This window comes from Actinomadura sp. KC216, assembly GCF_004348535.1.
GTDB lineage: Bacteria > Actinomycetota > Actinomycetes > Streptosporangiales > Streptosporangiaceae > Spirillospora.
In genome coordinates this window covers 1-7,826 of sequence record NZ_SMJX01000365.1, presented here as the reverse complement: position 1 = coordinate 7,826, position 7,826 = coordinate 1, and the positions used below count along the sequence as shown (strand labels likewise).

Below are 7,826 nucleotides of genomic sequence, written 5' to 3'. Positions count from 1 at the left end.
GCACGGTCTGCTCGATGCCCCAGACCAGGTTGGCGTTCTCGTCGCGGATCAGCAGGACCTCCTCCAGCGCGGGCCCCTCGGCGACCTTCGGGACGCTCGGCGGCAGCAGGAGGTCGGTGTCCGCGGGGACGTGGTCGGCGCCGATGGTGTCCAGGGTGAACATCGACCAGCGCCGCTGGTCCTCGTCGTCGCCTGCGCCGGCGGGGGTGAGCCAGAGTTTCTCCCCGAAGACGTCGGTGACCACCAGGCCGCGGATCTTGTTCATCGTGCCCACGGGCAGGTCGCAGGGCAGCTGGTACCAGTCGTTGCTGAACACGAGCGCGAATTCCAGGAAGATCAGGCGCGCCAGGTCGGTGCTGTCCGGGCGGACGGCGGCGAAGTTGGTGCGGCCGTCCTCGACCGCCCACCAGCGCGGCAGCGGCATTCCCGAGAAGCGGACCGGGGCCGGGAAGACCGTGCGGCTGAGGGTCTTCTCCGGGGGCTTCGTCCCGCCTAGGCGCGGTCCGGGGTCGACGGAGAAGGCGTGCCAGTCCAGTTCGCCGCCGGGGTATTCCTGGGCGGTGACGACCTTCTCACCGCCGCCGGGTACCGAGGCGGCGACGGAGAAGCGGTGTTCGAGGCGGCGCGGGTCCCAGGTGGCGTCGCCGGCGGGGCGTTCGGCGGTGACGCCGGTCGGCTGGTCGATCAGCGCGTCGAACCAGGCGACCAGGCGCTTGCCGAGGTTGTTGAGGGTGGTGCGGTGCAGCAGGCCGTTGATGCCGTCGGCGGCGTTCCCGCCGCCCTTGATGTGCCGGTAGAGCAGGTAGCCGTCCAACCGGCGGCCGGCGATCGTCTGCATCGTCGCCCAGACCTCGGGGTGCGCGAGCCGGGCGGTGTCCTCCTTCGCGGGGTGCTCGGCGTCCGGCAGCTCGATGGGGTACTTGGCGATGTACTGCCGCTCGAAGCGGAAGAGGTCCAGGCCGAGCAGGTTGTGCTTGCCGAGCAGCTTCAGCCACCGGTGGCCGATCAGCACGCGCAGGTCGAAGCCGATCTCCTCGTCGCCGAACGCGAACGGCAGCAGGCGGCGTTCGGCCATGGTCTCCAGCGGCCGGTCGGTGGGCAGGTCCTCGGGCGGGCCGCCGTGCGGGCGGAACCGGGTGGGGCGCGAGGGGCTGACCGCGTAGGTGGCGGTGACGGGCGATCCCGCGTCCGTGCCGCGGAACTCGCCCAGCTGCCACTGCCGGGTCAGCATCCACAGCGGGTCGCGCACCTCGACGCGCAGCGCCCGCTCGAAGTCGGCGGTGCGGGGGCGGCCCTCCAGCCGGTTCCACACGCCCACGGTCGGGTGGCGGCGCTGAGCCAGTTCCTCGGCGAACGTCGGCGGGACGGGGTTCGGCTCACTCATGGGCGGCCCTCCAGCGCAGGTTGGCGATCGCCAGGTCGGTGCCGATGGTGATCTGCCGCCGGGTCGCGGACATCACCGTGGCCGGGAGCAGGTGCGCGTACGCCGTGCCACCGAGATGCTCAGGCTCGACGGCGCGGGTCTTCGCCAGGTCGAAGGTCTCGACGATCGCGTCGATCAGGTCGCCGGGCGTCCAGCGTCCGGCGGGGTCGCGGACCGGCGGGACGACGAGGAGCATCGCCTGCGGGGGTTCGGCGTCCGGGCCGTCGTAGTGCATCGCGATGCCGGTGGTCTCGCGCTCGGCCGGGATCACCTCGGTCCATTCGTCGAACACCAGCCCGCACTGGTCGCCGATCAGCGGGGACGTGTAGTGCGCGGTGAACAGCAGCCGGTCCTCGCCGAGCTGGTCGGGCAGGTTCGGGTCCTTCGCGAACTCCATGGCGAGCCAGTGGTCGCCCGCGACGTACGGCAGCTGGACGGGCGACAGCGCCGGCTCCTTCCAGCCGAGGATGCCGAGCAGCCCGCCGGGTCCGAGGAGCCCGCCGGCGAGGGTCACGGTCTTCTCCCACAGCCGCGGCTTCTCTCTGACGCGGGCCATGCCGTGCAGCCAGTCGTCGACGGGGAAGTCCCGGGCGGGCGTGAGGTGCGCGACGAGCCTGTCGCTGTCGTTGCGGGCCTTGCTCCACTGCTGGAGGAGCCCGCTCGGCGGGGTGAACTGGGGCACGGCCAGGACGTCCTCGCCGAGCATGGCCTTGAGCGCGTCGGCGGCGGCCCGCACCCGGTCTGGGCCTGGGATTGCCTTGTCGTAAATCCCCAGGGCCGTGTTCGCGGCTTCGCCGCGTGCGGAGAGCTCGTCTTTCAGCTTTCCTGCGCGGGTGAGGAGTTCGCTGCCGAAAGCGACTACTTGGTCTTCGTAGGGCGTGAGGTCTAGTCCGGCGGGATCCACGTCGGTCAGCGGCAGGAGGGCCGCGACCTCGGCGAGCAGGCCGCTCAGGGTCGTCCTGGTGGTCTTGGCGATCCGGTTCAGCGTCTTCAGGCGCTCGTCGAAGTCGTCGCGGAGGTCGTCCACGCGGTCGCGGAGGTCGTCCACGTCCGGTGGGCGCGGGCCCGGCCTGGTGGTGAGCAGGCCCTCGGCCTGCTGCAGGATCCGGAACCGCTCCTCGAGGGGGGCGGACGGCGGCAGTGCGTCGTACTGGGCGAGCAGCGCGTCGGCGGCCCCGAGCGCGCGGGTCATCCGCGCGGCCACCTCGGCGACGGCGGCCAGGACGGCGGTGAACACGCCGCGCCGCCACAGCGCCACCTCGCCCCAGCCGCTGTGCACCAGGCCGAATCCGCCGGCCGCCACGGTCAGCTTCGCGTACCGGCCGAGGAACGTGTCGATCCCGCTGATCACCGCGGCGCGCGCCGGGGGCGCGCCTGCGGGGTACAGCTCCCCGAGGTCGGTGATGAATTCGGCGACGTCGTCCCGCAGGTCGGTCAGGGACTCCAGGACCTTGGCCGGACGTTCCCGCGGCAGCGTGACGGCGTCGTCCGCGGCGCGGGCGAGCGGGGCGCTCCCGGCGGCCGGTGCCAGGTCGCTCGGGCGCAGCGGCCGCGCGGTCGTCAGCAGCGTGCGCAGCGCCGCGACCAGCGGTGACAGCTCGAAGAAGCCGATCTTGCCGGCGAATCCGATGCCGTCCTGGTCGGAGATGCGGGTGGTGTACTCGATCGTCAGCTCGACGTCCGGGCGCGGCCTCGACTGCTCGATGACGACGCCGAGGATCCGGTCGTCCAGGTCGGTCATCGCCGCCGCGTCCGCCGGGCGCAGGGCCCAGAGCAGGTCGATCGCCTCCAGGCCGATCTCGTGCTGGGTGACCAGGCGGTGCCTCCTGGCTCCGCTGTCCGGGTCCTTCCAGGTGACCAGCGCGGCGACGGCCGTGGCGCTCGGCAGCACCGCCGGCAGCCAGGCGTTCACCGCCGGTTCGGCCCTGGCACGGGGCGTGCCGAGGCCGGGGGGACGGTCCGCCATGAGCTGGAGCCCGAAGCGGTGCGTCAGGGTGGTGCCGCTGCGCGGGGTCTCCACGATGGACGGCTCGGGCGCGACGCCTTCCTTGGCGTAGGCGTCCATGGTCGCCGAAGCGCGTTCCGGATGGCCTTGCAACGCCTGGTGGGTGCCCTCGGCCACGGCGAGATCCGCGAGCGCGTCGTGCACGTTGCGCAGCGCGTCGATCTCCTTGCCGATGTCCGCGACCACGCCCTCGTCGGCGGGTGGCAGGTCCGTGAAGCCGAACGGGTAGTGCTGGTCCGCCTCGGGCAGCGCGTTCACGTGCCGGAGCAGCGCCAGCCCGTCGATCACGATGCGGGCCTCGACTTCTTCGATGCGCTCGGGCGGCGCGGGATCGTCCGGCGTGGGGGCGGTCTCGTCGATCTTGTTGGCGCGGAGCGGGAACTTCAGCCGCAGGTCGGCGATGTACCGGTCGAGGCCGACCCTGCGGTCGTGCAGGCCGCGTTCGAAGCGGTAGCCGAGGAGGGCGCCGAGCGACTGGCCCTGGCGCATGCCGTCCAGGATGGTGAGGGCCAGCCGGACGCGCTCGGAGCTCAGGTTCACGGCGAACGCGCTCGTGTCCGGCGTCCTGTTGGCCAGGTATCCGGCCCGTAGCACGGCGGCCGTCCGGGCGTGGGCGGGCGACGGCGCGTGGACGTAGCCGCCGTTGGCGGTGTCGATCGGGATCGGGGCCGTGCCGAACACGGTCGCGAGGTCGGCGGGCGGCGTGACGTGCTCGCCCTCGTCGCTCTCCCGCCGGATGATGTTCTCCAGCCAGCCGTACGCGCCCAGATGGACGCCCCGCTTCGGCGCGGCGGTACCGTCCGGGCCGTAGCGCAGTTCGGCCAGCCGCTCGTTCGCCAGGCCGAGCCGCCACGCGTCGAGCCGGTAGGTGGCGCAGTCGATGTGCTCGGCGAGCACCCGCTCCAGCCGCGCCGTGGGCAGCCCGGCCAGCAGGCCGAGCGCCTTGGCCTGCTCGTCCAGTTCCGCGGTGGCCGGGTGGGTGCCGAGGACTGTGCGGAGGTGTTCGTGCACCAGCGTGGTCTGGCTGCCGGTCATCGGCGGGTTCGTCGAGTACAGCGTGCGGTACCGGCTCTCGCTCGGGATCGTCTGGCCCGGCTTGGGGATCTTGATGTGGACGAACGGCGCGTCCCGCGGGTCGGGCACCGCGGACCCCGGGGTGGCGAGCGCGAGCCGCCGCGCGGCCTCCGCCCAGCCGAGCAGTACCGCGTGCCGGGCCAGCAGGTACAGCATTGCCGACGGCGGCAGGTTGTCGAGGAAGCCCTCCTCCTTGCGCACCCTGTCCAGGTCGTCGCGGGCGTGGTCGGCGAGCCAGCGCAGGTAGTTGCGGCGGTCGGCGGTGTAGGCGCGGATCGGCTCGGTCTCCGACAGCGGCCGGTCGTCGACCAGCGGCGCCAGCAGCGGATGGTGGACGTCGGTGAACAGCCGGCGCAGCAGGTCGGGGTCGGCCGCCGGGTCGCTCGTCGGACGGCCGAACCGGGCGAGCAGCGCGCGGATCGGCTGCGGCATGGCCAGCTGGTCGAGCGCGCCCTTCACCTCGGGGCCGAGCGCGCGCAGGTTCTCCCGGTTGAAGATGTCCTCGACGCTCTGCGCGTAGCGCTGGTGGAACTCCGCCGAGGTCGGGTGCAGCGCCAGGATGTCCAGCAGTTTCTGGTGCGGTCCGTCCGCCCCGGTATCGGCCGGGCCGTTCAGGTGCTTGACGTGTTCCAGCGCGGCCTGCCAGTCCTTCGCCGCCTCCTTGAGGACGACGTTCAGCGCCCTGCGGTGCTTCGCGGTGTCCGGCCAGGCCAGCCGGGAGAACACGGTCGTCGGCAGGATGCCGTACGGCTGGCGGCCGATCTTCACCGCGGAGAGCGGGCCACGCCCGGACACGTGCTCAAGGAAGAATCTTCTGGTCTGCGCGATCTGCTCGTCGTTGAGCACGCCGTTCAGGAGCGCTTGCAGGTAGTGGCCCCAGGTCGCGGGCCAGAGCGCGGTGTGCGCGGCCCGCGCGTCGCGCCGGTCGGTGCCCTCGGCGTTCGGCATCCCGGCCAGCACCGCCGGGTCGAGGCCGAGCAGCTCGGCGAACCACTCGCCGTCGGTCTTGGTCGTCCAGTCCGCGGCCGCGGCGGCGAACCCGGCGGCCGTGGCCAGCCCCGCCTCGGCCTCGGCCGCGGCGTCCTGGCCGGCCGGGGCCTGCTCGGTGTTGTTCGTCGGCGTGCCCTGGGGCAGCAGGCCGAACCCGGACGGGCTGCGGAGCTGGCGCGTGAACAGGCCGCCGAGCGCCGTCGCGGACTGCTCCGGCGTGGCCTGCTCCCGCAGCCCCAGCACGATGAGCCGGTCGACCCGGTTCCGGAACGCGGCTTCGAGGGGGATCCGGATTCCCATCCCGGCGTTGACCGCCTCGGTGAAGTCGGTCAGCCAGCGCAGCGCGGGCGGGACGGTCAGCACGCCCGTGGTCTCGTTGATCCTGAGCTGGTTCTCCCTCGTCTCGCCCGGATCCGGGCTCACCGCGAGCGCCGGCCGCACCGGGCCGCCGGGCTTCGCGAACACCTGCGCGCCGTTCACGTACCCGAAGACCACGAACCGGTCGGGCAGCAGCGTGGCCTTCGCGGCCACGGTCCAGGACTGCGGCGCGATCTGGTCCGCGGGCGGCGGTGGCAGCACGAGGAACGCCACCACGACGTTGTCTCCGCTGCTGACCGGCGCGGCGTCCACGCCGTGCGGGCGGCGGGCCCGGATCGCGTCGGCCCGGGGCTTCCCGACGGACGCGAGCAGCGCGATGTCGGCGTCCCGCAGCTTGGCGCGGTCGCCGTGCGCGCGCCAGACGGCCGTCCAGTACGTGACGGCGGGCTGCCGGTCGTTCGCCGGGAGCGGCGCGGCGCTGACGATCACCAGGACGGTCGTCCCCGCCGGCACCCCGGTCGGACGATCGGCCGGGTTGGCGGGGCGGTGCCCCTGCAGCAGCCACCCCGCGCGCCCGGCGGGGACGCGTCCGGCCAGCTCCTGCCAGGCGGACCGCTCCCCCGCCGCCGACCCGCCGGACGCCCAGAGGCCCGTCCAGTAGGCGTCCAGCGCGGCGATCTCGGCCCGGGTGGGCCGGGGCTCGAACTTGTCGATGGCCCACTCGTCGGGGAAGACCCGGACGAGCAGCTCGTTCTGCGTGAAGCGCGTCTCCACCCGGACGGGGCCGAGCAGCACCGGGAAGTCAAGACTGAGGTCGGGCATCCGGCAGCATCTCCTGTGCGTGTACGGCCACCAGAACCGGTGCTTGGAAGAGGATGTAGGCGACGTCCGCGGAGCTGATGTCGGACTGCCAGCCCGCGAGGATCTTCACATCGTCCAGGCGCTGTTCTGCTTTCTCCTGGTCGTCCTCGTCGCCGTTGAACTCGTCGGCGAGCTTGACCTTGATGTCGGCGTCGAACTGGATGAACCCGTGCCGGTCCTGCGGGTCGACGCGGCCCCAGGACAGGTCGTTCCACACCTCGACCGGGGGCAGCTCGCCCGGCGGGTCCTCGTCGACGCCGAAGCGCGGGTCGCCCGGACGCTCCTTGATCACGAAGAACCAGCCGAGGTCGCCGCCCTTGCCACGTGCCTCGTCCGCGTCGAGATCGAAGCCGAGCAGGTAGACGTCGGGCTCCACCTTGGCCTCGTAGATCGGCAGCTTGACCAGCTCGGGGGGCGGGGGCAGGTTCGCCGGGAGCTTCGCCAGCTCGCGCTCGCCGCTGGTGTCGGGGACCCCGGGCGGGTCCTTCAGGACGAGCCACGCCGCCTTGTGCGCGTAGATCGCCGCGTTCGGGTACTTCTTCAGCAGCTCGCCGCGGATCACCAGCACGAGGTCGTTCTTCCGGCGGCTGTTCCCGCCCAGCCCGGTGGTGGTGCTCCACCTGTGGATCGGCGGGATGTCGTACAGCCGCTCGCGCCGCTCGGCGGCCGTCTCGCCAGGCCTGGGCAGCGCCGTCCGCGGATCCCAGAACTGCCGGAACGGGGTCCCGCGCGAGTCGGACGGGAACTCCCGCCAGAGCATCTCCCGCGCCATCTCGTGGTTGAGCCCGACCAGATAGGACTCGATGAACCGGCGGTTGTTCTCCAGCAGGGTGATCGAGTTCGCGGGGATCAGCCCGAGGTTCGGCACGAACGTGTCGACCGACATCTTCAGCAGGTCCTGGTACATCGGCATGTCGAACACCGGGTAGGCCATCACCTCGGTCAGCTCGGACAGCTCGCCGGTGGGGGGCCTCAGCCGGTCCGGCAGCCTCATCGAGGCGAGGAGGTTGTCCAGGACGGTCTTGTCCGAGCGCAGGCCGGTCATCACGTCGGCGGTCGCGTCGACCACGCCCAGTTTGGGCGGGTCGTCGACGTGGCCGCCCGCGGCGGCGTCGTCCCATCCGGCGTAGAGCTCCCGCAGCGCGTGCTTGAACG

General features: G+C 72.5%; 3 protein-coding genes. All 3 read right to left on the bottom strand.

The window, feature by feature from the left end:
- Nucleotides 1–1,384, bottom strand: a 1,384-nt coding sequence (locus E1264_RS37030; protein WP_132181276.1) for a hypothetical protein, incomplete at its 3' end; no start/stop codon positions are given.
- Nucleotides 1,377–6,632 carry a hypothetical protein gene (locus E1264_RS37025; RefSeq protein ID WP_132181274.1) on the bottom strand — a complete coding sequence of 1,752 codons (5,256 nt, stop codon included), beginning with the start codon at nucleotides 6,630–6,632 and terminating at the stop codon, nucleotides 1,377–1,379. The genes E1264_RS37030 and E1264_RS37025, both read right to left, overlap by 8 nt.
- Nucleotides 6,613–7,826 (bottom strand): hypothetical protein (locus E1264_RS44085; RefSeq protein WP_207936744.1); only part of this gene is annotated, 1,214 nt, incomplete at its 5' end. The genes E1264_RS37025 and E1264_RS44085, both read right to left, overlap by 20 nt.